Below are 13,820 nucleotides of genomic sequence, written 5' to 3'. Positions count from 1 at the left end.
GAAACTAAAAGTATGGAATGACGGCCGGACGGGGCTTCCCGCCGGTGTCGGAGCCAAGACGGAGACGGGAGATGGACCGCTTCAAGCAGATCGAGACGTTCGTGCGCGTGGCCGATGCCGGCAGCCTCGCGGCGGCGGCGCTGGAGGAGGGCGTGTCGCCGGTGGTGCTGGGGCGGCGCATCGACGCGCTGGAGAAGCGCCTCGGCGTGAAGCTGATGTACCGCTCGACGCGGCGGCTGGTGGTCAGCGAGGAGGGCGCCGCGTTCCTCGAGCGCTGCCGCGGGCTGCTGTCCGAATGGGATCAGGCCGAGAACGAGCTGGCTGCCGGCCGGCGCGCGGTCAGCGGGCACCTGATCGTGTCGGCGCCGGCCGCGTTCGGCCGCAAGCACGTCGCGCCGCACGCGCCCGGCTTCCTGGCCGACAAGCCGGAGATGCAGCTGTCGTTCAACCTGACCGACCGCGTCGTCGATCTCGTGCGCGAAGGCTACGACCTGTCGATCCGGATCGGCGGCGCGGTCGATCCGAACTTCGTCGCTGTGAAGCTCGCGTCGAACCGGCGCGTGGTGTGCGGCACGCCCGACTATTTCCGCCGGCACGGCCGGCCGAAATCGCTCGACGACCTGCTCAAGCACAACTGTCTCGCGTTCAACCTGCAGGGCGGGCAGAACCGCGGCTGGTATTTCCAGCGTCACGGCAAGATCGCGACGATGCGCGTGACCGGCAATCTCGACTGCAACGACGGCGAGCTGCTGCACCGCTGGGTGGCCGAGGGGCTCGGGCTCGGCTGGCGCTCGACGTGGGAGATCGCCGCGCAGCTCGAAACGGGCGAACTCGAGACCGTGCTCGACGAATACGCGCTGCCCGACTACGACATCCTCGCCGTCTACCCGCAGCAGCGCTACGTGCCGGCGCGCGTGCGTTACTTCATCGACTACCTGCGCGAAGCGTATGCGCGCCCCGGTTACTGGAGCACCACGCCGTAACGGCCGGCGCGCCCGGCCGCCTGCGATTTTTTACGCTGCATGCGTGCGGCGCGGGAATAAACTCGACGCAGCAGCGGTAAGGTCATCGAGCGCGCACGTTGCCGGTCTGTCCGGGCGCCGGGCGCGGAACGGGCGCGGCGTCGGCCGCCGGGACCAGGGAGGCCATGTGGGGCAAGCCGGACAGGCGGTCGATGAACGGGCGGCGGACGATGCAGCCGCGCGCGGCGAGCGGTTTCGCATGCTCGTGCTGCCGCATCTTGACGCCGCGTACAACCTCGCGCGCTGGCTGAGCGGCAGCGCCGGCGATGCGGACGACGTCGTGCAGGACGCGTGCATGCGCGCGCTGCGCTTCGTCGATTCGTGTCGCGGCGACAACGCGCGGCCGTGGCTGCTGACGATCGTGCGCCACACCTGGTACACCGAGTGGCGGCGGCGCACGCATGCGCACGAGGTGGCGCTGCCCGACACGCTCGACGACGCGGACGTGCCCGACGACTGGCAGCCGGCGACGGAGGACCCGCTCGCGCATCTGCTGCGCGGCGAGAACGTGCGGCTCGTGAATGCGGCGCTCGCGAAGCTGCCGACCGAATACCGCGAGGTGCTCGTGCTGCGCGAGATGGAGGACCTCAGCTACCGCGAGATCGCGGCGATCGCGGACGTGCCGGTCGGCACGGTGATGTCGCGGCTCGCGCGCGGCCGGCGCAAGCTCGCCGCGCTGCTGGGCGCCGCGCCGGCGCCGACGACCGAAGGCCGGCCGGGCCGGACGCCGGCGGGCGGAACCGCATCGGAGGCTATCGATGGACTGTAACGAAGCGCGAGCGTTGCTGGACGCGGACGTCGACCGCGAGCTGTCGGCGCCCGATGCGTTGCGGGTCCAGCAGCATGTCGACGGGTGCGACGCGTGCCGCCGCGAACGCGCGCGGATCGTCACGCTGGTGCAGGCCGTGCGGCAGGCCGATTATCACCGCGCGCCGGACGCGCTGCGGGCGAGCATTCTTGCGAGCCTGCCGGCCGCGGCCGATGCGCCTGCCCGTGAACCATCGCGGGCCGCGCCCCGGCCTGAACGGCAGTCACCGCCGCCACGGCGGCCACGCGCACGCGACTGGTTCTCCTGGCTGACCGGGCGGGGCGGGTCGGCACGCCCGGTATCGACCGGCGCGTGGCCGCGCGTGGCCGCGTTGCCGGGCCTCGGCTGGGGCGTCGCGCTGTTGATGGCGCTCGCGGCGGCGGGCGGAATGGCGTGGTCGGCCCGCCACGCCGACACCGAGCGAACGGTCGACGAACTCGTCGCGAGCCATGTACGGGCCGACCTGTCGGCGCGCGCCATCGACGTGATCTCGACCGACCAGCACACGGTCAAGCCGTGGTTCAACGGCCGGCTCGACTATGCGCCGCCGGTCGAGGATCTCGCCAAGAACGGCTTCGCGCTGGTCGGCGGCCGGCTCGACTACGTCGGGCGTCGCCGTGTCGCGGTGCTCGTCTACCGCCACCGGCAGCACGTGGTCGACGTCTACGTGCAGCCGGCCGGCGAACGGCCGGCGGCCCCGTACACGACCGTGTCGCAGGGTTATGCGCTCGACCGCTGGAACGCGGCCGGGATGACGTGGTGGGCCGTGACCGACGCCGAGCCGTCGGCGCTCGCGGCGTTCCGGACGGCCCTGGGCGCGCGGCTTGCCGGCGCGCGCAGCGAATGACGGCGCGGCCGAGGGGCGGCGCACGCGTGTTCCGACCCCGGCCGTGGAAGGGCCGGATGTCGGCCGCGGCCGCCCGCATGTCGGCCGCGGCCGCCCGCATGCCTGCTCAAGTCTTTGAAAACACGGCCGAATCCGTCTGCCGATCGTCGATTGGCCTTGCATGCGCCCCGTAACCGGGTTAGAATCTTCGGCTTCTCACTTGCCACACCGGTTCAGACGCCCGGGTGGCTTTAATCCACAAGGAGTGTGTAATGCGTCATTACGAAATCGTATTCATCGTGCACCCGGATCAAAGCGAGCAAGTGCCCGCGATGATCGAGCGCTACAAGTCCACGATCACGTCGCACGGCGGCCAGATCCACCGTGTCGAAGACTGGGGCCGTCGCCAGCTGGCCTACATGATCGAGAAACTCGCGAAGGCTCACTACGTCTGCATGAACATCGAGTGCGACCAGGCGACGCTCGACGAACTCGAACACGCGTTCAAGTTCAACGACGCCGTGCTGCGTCACCTCATCGTCAAGATGAAGAAGGCCGAAACCGGCCCGTCGCCGATGATGAAGGAAGTTCAGCGCGAAGAAGCCAAGAAGGCGGCTGCTGCTCAGCCGGCCGAAGCGCAGGCTTAAGTTCGTCACTTATTAAGCCATCAAGGAGCGCGCCACTCACGTGAACAGGTTGCAATTGACGGCGAGCGTCGTCGAACGCGCACCGGTGCGATATACGCCGGCCGGTGTTCCGATCGCAAGCGCCACATTGCATCACCGCACGGAAGTCGTCGAAGCAGGCATTCCCCGTCAGGTCGAAATGACGATCGAGGCGGTGGCGGCCGGTGAGGCGAGCGGCAAGCTGGAAAGTCGTGAAATGGGCGTCGAGACGCTGTTCACGGGCTTTCTGGCCAAGAAAAGCCGCAACGCGAGAACCTTGGTGTTTCACATCACTGCATTGCAGGACACAGGAAAGGACTGAAATCATGGCCCGCCCGACTGGTAAGAAATTCGACAAGCGTCGTCAGCAACAAAACCCGCTCTTCAAGCGCAAGAAGTTCTGCCGTTTCACGGCTGCAGGCGTCGAGCAGATCGACTACAAGGACACGGAAACGCTGAAGGACTTCATCGGCGAAAACGGCAAGATCACGCCGGCTCGTCTGACGGGTACGAAGGCGCACTATCAGCGTCAGCTGGATACGGCCATCAAGCGTGCGCGTTTCCTCGCGCTGCTGCCGTACACCGATCAGCACAAGGCGTAATCAGGCGACGCAATAAGGAGAATTCGAATGCAAATCATTCTGTTGGAAAAAGTCGCCAATCTGGGCAACCTCGGCGATATCGTCAAGGTCAAGGACGGTTACGCTCGCAACTTCCTGATCCCGAACCGCAAGGCTCGCCGTGCAACGAAGGAAGCGATCGCCGAATTCGAAGTGCGCCGCGCTGAACTCGAAAAGATCGCCGCTGAAAAGCTGGCAGCATCGCAGGCAGTCGGCGAGAAGCTGAACGGCCAGTCGTTCGAAATCACGCAGAAGTCGGGCGTCGACGGCCGTCTGTTCGGCTCGGTCACGAACGGCGACGTCGCGGAACTGCTGAAGAAGGCAGGCTACGAAGTCGAGAAGCTGCAAGTGCGCATGCCGGAAGGCCCGCTGAAGATGATCGGCGAGCACAACGTGCAAGTCGCGCTGCACACGGACGTCGTCGTCGACGTCACGATCAACGTGATCGGCGACCACGCGTAAGCGTATGCAAGCTTGCCGGGCGGCTTCCGTCGTCCGGACAAGGGCAGGCGCCCGGGCAACCGGGGCCTGCCTTTTTTATTGCCCGATCGCCGGCAAGCGGTGGTAGCGCTGCCGCCATCTATTCGCGATAATCCCAACCCATGAACGCGCCGCAAGATCCCCAAATCGAATCGCTGAAAGTCCCGCCGCATTCGGTCGAAGCCGAGCAGTCGGTGCTCGGCGGCCTGTTGCTCGACAACGCGGCATGGGACCGGATTGCCGATTTCCTGTCGCAGGGCGACTTCTACCGCTACGACCACCGGATCATCTACGAGCACATCGGCCGCCTGATCGCGTCGACGCGCCCGGCCGACGTCGTGACCGTGTACGAAGCGCTGACCACGTCCGGCAAGGCCGACGACGTCGGCGGGCTCGCGTACCTGAACGCCCTCGCGCAGAACACGCCGAGCGCGGCGAACATCCGCCGCTACGCGGAAATCGTGCGCGACCGCGCGGTGCTGCGCCGGCTGGTGTCGGTCGCCGACGAGATCTCGGCCGACGCCTTCAATCCGCAGGGCAAGGAAGTCCGCCAGCTGCTCGACGAAGCCGAATCGAAGGTCTTCTCGATCGCCGAGGAGGGCGCGCGCGGCAACCAGGGTTTCCTCGAGATCGGCCCGCTGCTTACCCAGGTGGTCGAGCGCATCGACACGCTGTACCACACCGCGAACCCGAGCGACGTCACCGGCACGCCGACCGGCTTCGTCGACCTCGACCGGATGACGTCCGGGATGCACGGCGGCGAGCTGATCATCGTGGCCGGAAGACCGTCGATGGGTAAGGCCCAGCCGCTCGATGCGCGCGTCAAGACGCTGACGGGCTGGAAGCCGATGGGTGAGCTGGCAGTCGGTGATGCACTTGCTTCGGTCGACGGCGCAGCGTCGATCGTGACCGGGATCTACCCGCAGGGCGAACGCCAGGTGTATCGGGTCCGCTTTTCGGATGGGCGTTCGGCCGAATGCTGCGACGAGCACCTGTGGTGCGTCCATTTCCGTGAGTGGGAAAAGCCGCGCGTACTGTCGACCGCGGAGATTCGCACGTTGCTGACGCGCGAACGCTACCGGAACCGGCTGTGGATCGACATGCCGAGCGGCGAGTTCGGTCATCGCGAGGCGCTGCCGATCGATCCGTGGGTGCTCGGCGCGCTGCTGGGCGACGGTGCGCTCGGCGGGACTGCCGTGCGTTTCAGCGTGAAGGCCGAGGAAACGTTGAGCCGGATGCGCGCGCGTGTCGACGCGTCGCTCGAGCTCGAATACGCGGGCCAGCACGACTGGCGCATCAAGCGCCGGCCGTCGACGGCCGCGGAAGCCCGGCCGTCCGCCAACCCGCTCAAGGCTGCTCTCGAGCAGCTCGGTGTGTGGGGGAGGACGAGCTACGACAAGTTCATCCCGCGCCTCTACCTCGATGCGGACAAGGACGCGCGGCTGGATTTGTTGCGCGGGCTGCTCGACACGGACGGCTGGGTCGAATCGTGGGGGGCGGTGCGTTATTCGACCGCCAGCGCGCAGTTGGCGAGCGACGTGCGCGAACTGGCGCGTTCGCTCGGTGCGTGGTGCCAGATTGCCGAAAAGGCGACGAGCTTCACGGTCGACGGCGAACGCAAGGCCGGTGCGACGGCTTACGTTTGCACGATCAGTCATCCGGATCCGCAGAGCCTGTTCCTGTTCCAGGGCAAGCGCGACCGGCTGACGGGCGGGCGTGTGCGTCGCAAGATGCCGGTCATCGCCGGCATCGAGCCGACGCGCCGGACGGCCACGCAATGCATTTCGGTCTCGCATCCGTCGCGGCTGTACGTGACCGACGATTACGTCGTGACCCACAATACGGCCTTCTCCATGAACATCGGCGAATACGTCGCGGTCGAGTACGGGTTGCCGGTCGCGGTGTTCTCGATGGAAATGCCGGGCACCCAGCTCGTGATGCGTATGCTCGGCTCGATCGGCCGGCTCGACCAGCACCGGATGCGTACCGGCCGCCTGACGGACGAGGATTGGCCGAAGCTGACGCACGCGGTGCAGAAGATGAGCGAGGCGCAGCTCTTCATCGACGAGACGGGCGGCCTGAATCCGATGGAATTGCGCTCGCGCGCGCGGCGCCTCGCGCGACAATGCGGCAAGCTCGGCCTGATCATCGTCGACTACCTGCAGCTGATGTCGGGTTCGTCGCAGGGCGAGAACCGCGCGACCGAAATTTCGGAAATCTCGCGATCGCTGAAGAGCCTCGCGAAGGAGCTCGACGTGCCGGTGATCGCGCTGTCGCAGCTGAACCGCGGCCTCGAACAGCGCCCGAACAAGCGGCCGGTGATGTCGGATCTGCGCGAATCGGGCGCAATCGAACAGGATGCGGACGTGATCCTGTTCATTTATCGAGATGAGGTCTACAATCCCGACAGCCCTGACAAGGGGACGGCCGAAATCATCATCGGCAAGCAGCGTAACGGCCCGATCGGGCCCGTTCGGCTCACGTTCCTGGGGCAATACACGAAGTTCGACAATTTTGCCGGGGCGCAGACCTTCTACGGCGAGTAAAGCCGGTTGTAAACACCTATTTCGCCAAATGTTGTATCCAATCCCGGCGTGCGCATATGCGCACGTCGCGTCGCGACCGGAACCGGTACAATGTCGCCCGTTTTCGTGACAGTAGTTTGACAATCTCTCAGGAATCCCATGTTCGGTCGATTCATGCCCACCGAGGGCAAGTTCTTTGAACTCTTCAACTCGCACGCGAAGCACATCGTTTCCGGTGGCCGCGAGCTCGAACTGCTGATCGACAATCTCGTCGACGCCGAGATTCACAAGCAAAACGTGCAAATCGCCGAGAAGGCCGCCGACAAGCTCACGCACGAGGCGATCGATCTGCTGCACAAGACCTTCATCACGCCGCTCGATCGTGACGAGATCCACAAGCTGATCACGACGATGGACGACATCCTCGACCTGATGGAGGACGTCGCGACGGCCGTGTCGCTGTACGACGTGCAGTCCGTCACGTCCGAGGCGAGCCAGCTCGCGCATATCGTCACGCAGTCGGCGCAACACGTGCAGCAGGCCGTCGGCCTGCTGTCCGACATGAAGCAGTCGGCGCAGATCCTCAAGCAGTGCGAGGAAATCGATCGCTGGGAGTCGGAAGCCGACCGCGTGCTGCGCGCGGCGATGTCGAAGCTGTTCCGCGAGGAAGACGACGTGAAGACGCTCATCAAGCTGAAGGCGATCTACGAGCTGCTGGAAGAGATCACCGACAAGTGCGAGGACGTCGCGAACATCATCGAAGGCATCGTGCTGGAAAACGCCTGAGCGGACCACATGCATTCGATACAACTCGCCCTATGGATGGTCGCGACGCTCGTGCTCGTCGCGCTCGTATTCGACTTCATGAACGGCTTTCACGACGCGGCGAACTCGATCGCCACCGTCGTGTCGACCGGGGTGCTGAAGCCCCAGCAGGCCGTGGTGTTCGCGGCCGCGTTCAACGTGATCGCGTATTTCATCTTCCACCTGAAAGTCGCGCAGACCGTCGGTAAAGGCACGATCGATCCCGAGATCGTCGACCACTACGTCGTGTTCGGCGCGCTGGTCGGCGCGATCGGCTGGAACGTGATCACGTGGTACTACGGGATTCCGTCGAGCTCGTCGCACGCGCTGATCGGCGGCCTCGTCGGCGCGGCGCTCGCGAAGTCGGGCTGGAGCTCGCTGAACATCGACGGGCTGCTGAAGACGATCGCGTTCATCTTCATTTCGCCGCTGCTCGGTTTCATCCTCGGTTCACTGTTCATGCTCGGCGTGTCGTGGCTGTATTTCCGTACCGCGCCCAGCAAGGTCGACCGGCGTTTCCGCCGGCTGCAGCTGCTGTCGGCGGGGCTGTACAGCCTGGGCCACGGCGGCAACGACGCACAGAAGACGATCGGTATCATCTGGATGCTGCTGATCGCGAGCGGCTACGCGTCGGCCACCGCCGATGCGCCGCCGGCGTGGGTGATCGGCGCGTGCTACCTGTCGATGGGCCTCGGCACGCTGTTCGGCGGCTGGCGCATCGTGCGCACGATGGGCCAGAAGATCACGAAGCTCAAGCCGGTCGGCGGTTTCTGCGCGGAAAGCGGCGGGGCAATCACGCTGTTCGTCGCATCGTTCCTTGGCATTCCCGTGTCGACCACGCACACGATTACCGGTGCGATCGTCGGTGTCGGCGCGACGCAGAAGCTGTCGGCCGTGCGCTGGGGCGTCGCCGGCAACATCGTGTGGGCGTGGGTGCTGACGTTGCCGGCGGCCGCGCTGTTCGCGGCTGGCGGCTGGTGGCTCGGGCATCAGATCTTCTGATCGCCGACACTTCCTGATCGACGCGAAATGCGCCGCAAGCCGAAAGGCCGCGGCGCATTTTCTTTTGGAGGCCAGCGGAGCATGTTGTCGACGTCGTCGACGGTCGCGGTTCGAGCAACGGCTCAGTAGCTGCCGTTCGCGAACCGTGCGATCGGATCGTCTGCCGTACTGGTGCGCGGGCTGATGGGCGCGGATTGCGTCGACGCACGCAACACCTGCACGGGCTCGATGGTGCGCGGCGGCGTGCCGGCGGCGGGCGGCGGCTCGGCATCGAAGGCGGCGGCCTCGGCGGCCGTCAGGGCGGTCGTCGGAATCTGCGTGCCGACTTCCGACGGGGCGGTCGGTGCTGCGTTGGCGGTCATCGCGGTCGCGCCGTCGTTCACCGACGTGGCTTGCTGCTGGGCCGCCTGCATCCGCGGTGGCGGCGGTTCATACGGATCGGCGGCCGGTGCTGCCCGTGCGGTTGCGGTGGCCGTCACGACCGGCGTGGTCGGGATGGCCGGAGCCGGCGCCTGCGTCGCTCTTGCTCGTGAAGACGCATACGCCGCCGGCTGTCGCGGCGCGGCGGCAGCCGTCACGACCGCCGGAGCAGCCGCGAGCGCCGGCGGATTGCGCGGCTCGTCGCGCTTGGCCTCGTAGGTCGGCGCATCGAACGGCGTCGGGGCGGAGCGCGGCGGCGCGACGCGGCGAATGCCGTCGAAGCGCTTCGCCCAGTACGGGTTCGTCAGGTAGTCGAGCCGCACGGTGCCGCCCGTCGACGGTGCGTTGACGAAGCGCAGCTTGCCGACATAGATGCCGACGTGCGAATGCGGCCGCCCGGTCGTATTGAAGAAGATCAGGTCGCCCGGCGCGATCTCGTCGGGCTCGATCGACACGCCGCGGCTGCTCATGTCGGCGGTCGTACGCGGCAGGTTCACGTCGGCCGCGCGGCCGATCACGTAGCGCACGAGCCCGCTGCAGTCGAAGCCGCTCGCCGGCGTGTTGCCGCCCCAGCGATACGGGACGCCGACGAGGCTCATTGCCTGGATCGAGATCTCTTCCTGGCCGACGCTGTGGTCGACGAATTTGGGGAAATTGGCCGGCGCCGGGAACGCACGCGGCGTCGTGATCTTCATGCCCGACGCGGAACGCGATGCCGATTGCGGCGGCACGCTGGAGCAGGCCGCAAGCAGGGAGACGACGGCGACGGGAACCCAGATTCGAAGCATGGCAAGGCGGGCGAGCGGTGCACTCGCGAATCGTATGACAACAGACAGACCCGATGGTAGACGCTCCGGCGGGGCTTAAGCAACCATTCTTGAGAATTTACTTGAAGTTTCGCGCGTAAACTGCGTGGTTGCGTGACGACGCGTTACCTTTGTCTTCGACCCCAAATAAAAACGGCGCTCCGGAAACGGAGCGCCGCGTGGCGTCGACAGCCGGCCGATCGGCCGGCCAGCGCGTTACAGAATGTCCGACGCGTAGTCGGCGAGCCGCGAGCGTTCGCCGCGCGCGAGCGTCACGTGGCCGCTGTGGCCCCAGCCCTTGAAGCGGTCGACGACGTAGGTCAGGCCCGAGCTGCCCTCGGTCAGATAGGGCGTGTCGATCTGCGCGATGTTGCCCAGGCACACGATCTTCGTGCCGGGGCCCGCGCGCGTGACGAGCGTCTTCATCTGCTTCGGCGTCAGGTTCTGCGCCTCGTCGATGATCAGGTACTTGTCGACGAACGTGCGGCCGCGCATGAAGTTCATGCTCTTCACCTTCAGGCGCGAACGGATCAGCTCCTGCGTCGCCGCACGGCCCCATTCGCCGGCCGCGTCGTCGGTCTTCTGCAGCACTTCGAGGTTGTCGTCGAATGCGCCCATCCACGGCTGCATCTTTTCTTCCTCGGTGCCGGGCAGGAAACCGATGTCCTCGCCGACGGGCACGGTCGCGCGCGTCACGATGATCTCGTTGTAGCGCTTGTCGTCGAGCACCTGCGCGAGGCCGGCCGCGAGCGCGACGAGCGTCTTGCCGGTGCCGGCCTGGCCGAGCAGCGTGACGAAGTCGATCTCGGGGTTCATCAGCAGGTTCAGCGCGAAGTTCTGCTCGCGATTGCGCGCGGTGATGCCCCACACGTTGTTCTTGTGGTGGCTGTAGTCGCGCAGCGTCTGCAGCAGCGCCGTCTTGCCGTTCAGCTCGCGGACGATCGCGTGGAACGTCGGCTCGCCGTTCTGCGGCTCGAGATAGACGAACTCGTTGACGAGCATCGACGCGACGAGCGGGCCGGTCACGCGGTAGTACGTGGTGCCCGTCTTCGTGTCCTGCCAGCTCTCCATGCCCTTCGCATGCTTGGTCCAGAAATCCTGCGGCAGTTCGCGCACGCCGTTGTACAGGAGATCCGAATCCTCGAGCACCTGGTCGTTGAAGTAGTCTTCCGCGGGCAGGCCGAGCGCGTGCGCCTTGATCCGCATGTTGATGTCTTTCGACACCAGCACGACCTGGCGGTCGGGCCGGTCGCGCTGCAGCGCGCGCACGACGCCGAGGATCTGATTGTCGGCCTTGCCTTCGGGCAAACCTTCCACCGGCGCGATATCGGCCAGCTTCGTCTGGAAGTACAGGCGGCCGAGCGCGTCGCGGCTGCCGAGGCGCGACAGCGGGATGCCGGCCGAGATCGGGCCGCCGTCGGCGACGAGCGCGTCGAGCGTGCGGCTGACCTGGCGCGCGTTGCGTGCGACTTCGGACATCCCCTTCTTGTGGTTGTCGAGTTCCTCGAGCGTCATCATCGGCAGATAGACGTCGTGTTCCTCGAAGCGGAAGAGGCTGCTCGGGTCGTGCATCAGCACGTTGGTGTCGAGCACGAACAGTTTCTGCAGTTCGGCGTCGGCGGGCTTGCGGCTGCGCGACTTCGTCGCGGCGCCGGCATCGCGCGCGGGTGCCGCGGCCGCTCCGCCAGATTTATCTGCGGCCGGCTTGTCGTTGCGTGCCACGACGGGCGCCGCGGGTTCGGCGGGCGCCGGCATCGGCTGCAGCAGCGCGGCCGTCTGCCTGGTCTTGCGGCCGCGCGCGGGCGCGCTCGGGGCATCGGGCGCCGAAGACACGACGGCGCGCAGCGGCGCGGCCGTGTTCGCGGCTTCGATCATCGGTTGGGCCACGCTGGCCGGACCATAGTCACCGGCTGTGGATGCGTCCCCTTCGGCGGATTTCTTCGCGGCTTTCGCGGGCCGCGCTTTCGCCTTGTATTCGTCGGGCGGCAGCAGGCTGCCGAGCTTGCTGGGGGGAGTAGGCAAAGGCATGGTGTCCCTCGGGAGGAATCGTGTCGCATGGCGTGCGCCGCTGATCGCATCCTGCGTGACGTAGACGCATGCAGTTTGCGCGCGGTGGCGCACAGGAATTTCGTCTAGCCGGTTCGCCTAAGTGTCGATCAGCTCCTCGATGCGGTAAGGGCCGGACCGGGGAGGGCCGGCGCGCGTTCCATAAAAAAAGCCGCTGCCCCGTCGACAGGGACATGCGGCTCGGCTGATGCCGTCGTGATGCGCGTCAGGTGCCGGCAAGCATCGCAACGGGCACCGGCGCAGCTACGAGAAATATGGGGCGAACGGGCATTCATTGCGGCCCAATATAACGCGCCTCAAAGCGCTTGTACAGCCTTTAGCACGTCGTCCACGTGACCCGGTACCTTGATGCCGCGCCATGCGTGGCGAAGCACGCCGTCCGCGTCGATCAGGAACGTCGAGCGCTCGATTCCGCGCACTTCCTTGCCATACATTTTCTTCATCTTGATGACATCGAACAACGCGCACAGCGCTTCGTCGGCATCGGAAATCAGCGGGAACGGCAGTTCGAGCTTGGCCTTGAAGTTGTCGTGCGAGCGCAGGCTGTCGCGCGACACGCCGATGACTTCCGCACCGGCTTTCTTGAACTTCGGATAGAGATCGCGGAACTGCAGCCCTTCGGTCGTGCAGCCCGGCGTGTTGTCCTTCGGATAGAAGTACAGTACGAGCTTCTTGCCCTTCAGGTCGGACAGCGAAATGTCGCCGCCCGTGGCCGGTGCGGTGAAATCGGGAACTTGACGGTCAACTTCGACAGACACGTGTTTCTCCTGTTGTTATGGAAGGGCGCCGCTGCGGCGGCGCGGTTCGGCGGGGCGTCGCGGCAACGCGCCGCGAGGGCGGGAGCGGCGACGCCGGCTCGCGCGCGAACTCAGTCGGGCTGGACGATCAGTTCGCCGGAGCGGCCGGGGATTTCGCCCCACGCGACAGGGTACGATGGCAGCGAGTCGCGGTCCAGCGTCGCGTGGTAGTCGCCCATCGTCGCAAACGTGTGGCCTTGCGCACGCCAGCCGGCGAGCAGGTGCTCGAACACGGGCGCGAGCTTCTGGCCTTCCAGTTCCGCATGCAGCGTGAACACCTGGTCGTGCGGATTGGCTTCGGTGAACTTGAGGATGTGCGCGGCGACGTTGTGCGTGTCGATGCCGTCGACGCCGAGCACTTCGTCGAGCGTCGGCAGCGTGGTCGGCATCTGCACGTGCGACAGCGTGCGGCCGCCGACGACGGGCAGGTACGGCGAGTGGCCGCGACCGTCGGATGCGTAGCGCATCCCCCACGCGTCGATCTGCTCGAACGCGGCATCGTTCATCTGCCAGCCGGCCGCGCCGTGCGTCACGGGCGGCGCGCCGAAGATCTCGATGAAGCGCGCATGGCTCTTCTGCATTTCACGCGCGGTCCAGTCGCGATCGCGCACGCGCACGTTGTCCTGCCAGACCACGTGATCCCACGTGTGGACCCCGCATTCGAAGCCGGCCTCGTGAATCGCGCGCATGTCGGCGATCGCGCGGCGGCCGATGTCGGGGCCGGGCAGCAGCACGCCGTACATCAGCTGCTTCACGCCGTAGTGTTCGACGACCGACGTGCGCGACACCTTCTTCAGGAAGCCCGGGCGGAACACGCGCCGCAGCGCCCAGCCCGTGTGATCGGGCCCGAGGCTGAAGAGGAAGGTCGCGCGCGCATTGAAGCGATCGAAGATGCGCGCGAGGTTCGCCACGCCTTCGCGCGTGCCGCGCAGCGTGTCGACGTCGATCTTGAGGACGATGCGAGCCAAGCGAACGTCC

14 protein-coding genes and 1 pseudogene are annotated in these 13,820 nt (G+C 66.4%); 11 read left to right on the top strand and 4 right to left on the bottom strand.

What is annotated here, in order from left to right; all coding sequences use genetic code 11:
• Positions 1-71 precede the first annotated feature (71 nt).
• The 10 genes from CFB52_RS09615 (at position 72) to CFB52_RS09570 (ending at position 8,752) form a co-directional block, all read left to right on the top strand.
• Positions 72-983: a LysR family transcriptional regulator gene (locus CFB52_RS09615; protein WP_059585260.1), complete on the top strand. Its 912-nt coding sequence runs from the start codon at positions 72-74 to the stop codon at positions 981-983.
• A 166-nt stretch (positions 984-1,149) separates the two neighbouring features.
• Positions 1,150-1,791 carry an RNA polymerase sigma factor gene (locus tag CFB52_RS09610; protein ID WP_099316484.1) on the top strand — a complete coding sequence of 214 codons (642 nt, stop codon included), beginning with the start codon at positions 1,150-1,152 and terminating at the stop codon, positions 1,789-1,791.
• Positions 1,781-2,677 carry an anti-sigma factor gene (locus tag CFB52_RS09605; RefSeq protein WP_099316483.1) on the top strand — a complete coding sequence of 299 codons (897 nt, stop codon included), beginning with the start codon at positions 1,781-1,783 and terminating at the stop codon, positions 2,675-2,677. Before CFB52_RS09610 ends, CFB52_RS09605 begins: the two co-directional genes overlap by 11 nt.
• Positions 2,678-2,928: 251 nt before the next feature.
• Positions 2,929-3,303: a 30S ribosomal protein S6 gene (gene rpsF, locus CFB52_RS09600; protein WP_099316482.1), complete on the top strand. Its 375-nt coding sequence runs from the start codon at positions 2,929-2,931 to the stop codon at positions 3,301-3,303.
• Between the two features lie 40 nt (positions 3,304-3,343).
• A complete protein-coding gene (gene priB, locus CFB52_RS09595; protein ID WP_011549649.1) occupies positions 3,344-3,643 on the top strand; it encodes a primosomal replication protein N in 300 nt (99 codons plus the stop codon).
• 4 nt (positions 3,644-3,647) lie between these two features.
• Positions 3,648-3,923 carry a 30S ribosomal protein S18 gene (rpsR, locus tag CFB52_RS09590; protein WP_004193360.1) on the top strand — a complete coding sequence of 92 codons (276 nt, stop codon included), beginning with the start codon at positions 3,648-3,650 and terminating at the stop codon, positions 3,921-3,923.
• A 27-nt stretch (positions 3,924-3,950) separates the two neighbouring features.
• A complete protein-coding gene (rplI, locus tag CFB52_RS09585) occupies positions 3,951-4,403 on the top strand; it encodes a 50S ribosomal protein L9 (RefSeq protein WP_006486256.1) in 453 nt (150 codons plus the stop codon).
• Between the two features lie 140 nt (positions 4,404-4,543).
• Positions 4,544-6,967, top strand: a complete 2,424-nt coding sequence (dnaB, locus tag CFB52_RS09580; RefSeq protein ID WP_099316481.1) for a replicative DNA helicase — start codon at positions 4,544-4,546, stop codon at positions 6,965-6,967.
• A 138-nt stretch (positions 6,968-7,105) separates the two neighbouring features.
• The gene (locus CFB52_RS09575; protein WP_059585264.1) at positions 7,106-7,732 is read left to right on the top strand and encodes a DUF47 domain-containing protein; all 627 of its coding nucleotides are present in this window, start codon (positions 7,106-7,108) and stop codon (positions 7,730-7,732) included.
• 9 nt (positions 7,733-7,741) lie between these two features.
• Complete coding sequence (locus tag CFB52_RS09570) at positions 7,742-8,752, top strand: inorganic phosphate transporter (RefSeq protein WP_059585265.1); 1,011 nt, start codon at positions 7,742-7,744, stop codon at positions 8,750-8,752.
• Between the two features lie 122 nt (positions 8,753-8,874).
• Here the strand turns inward: CFB52_RS09570 and CFB52_RS09565 are convergent, their stop codons facing one another.
• Together CFB52_RS09565 and CFB52_RS09560 are read right to left on the bottom strand one after the other, a co-directional pair.
• Positions 8,875-9,960, bottom strand: coding sequence for a C40 family peptidase (locus CFB52_RS09565; RefSeq protein WP_099316480.1), 1,086 nt, complete (start codon positions 9,958-9,960; stop codon positions 8,875-8,877).
• 234 nt (positions 9,961-10,194) lie between these two features.
• Positions 10,195-12,006 (bottom strand): PhoH family protein, encoded by a 1,812-nt coding sequence (locus CFB52_RS09560; RefSeq protein ID WP_099316479.1) that lies wholly within the window; start codon positions 12,004-12,006, stop codon positions 10,195-10,197.
• On the opposite strand from CFB52_RS09560, the pseudogene CFB52_RS35025 reads away from it, so the two are divergent.
• Positions 11,902-12,143: pseudogene (locus CFB52_RS35025) on the top strand (hypothetical protein); the annotation flags it as partial. The gene CFB52_RS09560 and the pseudogene CFB52_RS35025 overlap by 105 nt on opposite strands.
• A 198-nt stretch (positions 12,144-12,341) precedes the next feature.
• On the opposite strand, the gene CFB52_RS09550 reads toward CFB52_RS35025, so the two are convergent.
• Together CFB52_RS09550 and CFB52_RS09545 are read right to left on the bottom strand one after the other, a co-directional pair.
• Positions 12,342-12,803, bottom strand: a complete 462-nt coding sequence (locus CFB52_RS09550) for a peroxiredoxin (RefSeq protein WP_059645625.1) — start codon at positions 12,801-12,803, stop codon at positions 12,342-12,344.
• A gap of 110 nt (positions 12,804-12,913) precedes the next feature.
• Entirely contained in the window at positions 12,914-13,810 is an 897-nt protein-coding gene (locus CFB52_RS09545) for a polysaccharide deacetylase family protein (RefSeq protein ID WP_099316478.1), read from the bottom strand.
• Positions 13,811-13,820 lie beyond the last annotated feature (10 nt).

Origin of the sequence: Burkholderia sp. AU18528 (genome assembly GCF_002223215.2) — a bacterium.
Taxonomy (GTDB): domain Bacteria; phylum Pseudomonadota; class Gammaproteobacteria; order Burkholderiales; family Burkholderiaceae; genus Burkholderia; species Burkholderia semiarida.
This window is presented reverse-complemented; position numbering and strand designations above follow the sequence as displayed.

Excerpts from the sequence above, each read along its gene's own strand:
- CFB52_RS09615 (WP_059585260.1), top strand. The coding sequence starts at position 72 with ATGGACCGCTTCAAGCAGATCGAGACGTTCGTGCGCGTGGCCGATGCC.
- CFB52_RS09605 (WP_099316483.1), top strand. The coding sequence starts at position 1,781 with ATGGACTGTAACGAAGCGCGAGCGTTGCTGGACGCGGACGTCGACCGC.
- rpsF (WP_099316482.1), top strand. The coding sequence starts at position 2,929 with ATGCGTCATTACGAAATCGTATTCATCGTGCACCCGGATCAAAGCGAG.
- rpsR (WP_004193360.1), top strand. The coding sequence starts at position 3,648 with ATGGCCCGCCCGACTGGTAAGAAATTCGACAAGCGTCGTCAGCAACAA.
- rplI (WP_006486256.1), top strand. The coding sequence starts at position 3,951 with ATGCAAATCATTCTGTTGGAAAAAGTCGCCAATCTGGGCAACCTCGGC.
- dnaB (WP_099316481.1), top strand. The coding sequence starts at position 4,544 with ATGAACGCGCCGCAAGATCCCCAAATCGAATCGCTGAAAGTCCCGCCG.
- CFB52_RS09575 (WP_059585264.1), top strand. The coding sequence starts at position 7,106 with ATGTTCGGTCGATTCATGCCCACCGAGGGCAAGTTCTTTGAACTCTTC.
- CFB52_RS09570 (WP_059585265.1), top strand. The coding sequence starts at position 7,742 with ATGCATTCGATACAACTCGCCCTATGGATGGTCGCGACGCTCGTGCTC.
- CFB52_RS09565 (WP_099316480.1), bottom strand. The coding sequence starts at position 9,960 with ATGCTTCGAATCTGGGTTCCCGTCGCCGTCGTCTCCCTGCTTGCGGCC.
- CFB52_RS09560 (WP_099316479.1), bottom strand. The coding sequence starts at position 12,006 with ATGCCTTTGCCTACTCCCCCCAGCAAGCTCGGCAGCCTGCTGCCGCCC.